This window comes from Vibrio sp. 378, from assembly GCF_033339435.1.
Genome location: NZ_JAWOUO010000605.1, coordinates 1 through 678, shown reverse-complemented (window position 1 = coordinate 678; position 678 = coordinate 1). Strand labels below are relative to the sequence as shown.

1 pseudogene is annotated in these 678 nt (G+C 44.2%); it reads left to right on the top strand.

Features of this window, described 5'->3' with window-relative positions:
- Positions 1 to 279: 279 nt before the first annotated feature.
- Positions 280 to 678 (top strand): annotated as a pseudogene (locus R7Q48_RS27805) (hypothetical protein); the annotation flags it as partial.

Below are 678 nucleotides of genomic sequence, written 5' to 3'. Positions count from 1 at the left end.
TGGTGGTGACAACGGCAGCTTGAACGACTTTACGCGTTGATTACTAGACGACCTCAACCTGAAAATATTGCCCTGCCCGATAAACAACCAACTTATTGACTACAAGCTCATTTATCATAATCGAGATAAGCATAACGTTGCTCATCAAGTACTTAGGAGGCGCATTCGTCACGATCTCATCCAGAGCTTTTATCGGCTTCATGAGACATCGTAAAGAACTGTGCTTCCCATTTCTGCGTATATACTTTCTATCAACAGATGCCTTTTCAGAGAGTAGTTATGTTAGAAGAACGACTTTATGAACGTTATCTGCCTGGGTACTTAGAAAGTAATAGTGAAGAAGAAAAGCAGCGCCTATGGCAGCAAGCTGACCCTAACACGATTTATCAGCTCAATAGCGAATTACAAAAACTGCACGGCGAGGGTAACGACCTCATATCTTTTAGTGACTCCAATCGTTCGCACCTCCCGATCACCGCTTGGCCGGACATGCTATCGGCCGACATTGCCTTTTGGCGCAAGCACCAACACTGGTTGTTGCAAAGTAATGACCCGGTCACTCCAACTAATGAAGACGACTTGAGCGTGAATTATAAAATTCCGCTCAATTACATCAATCAATACAATGGTGAACATTTACGCCTGTTCTACGGGTCTCGCCTCGTTTATGCGAGATTG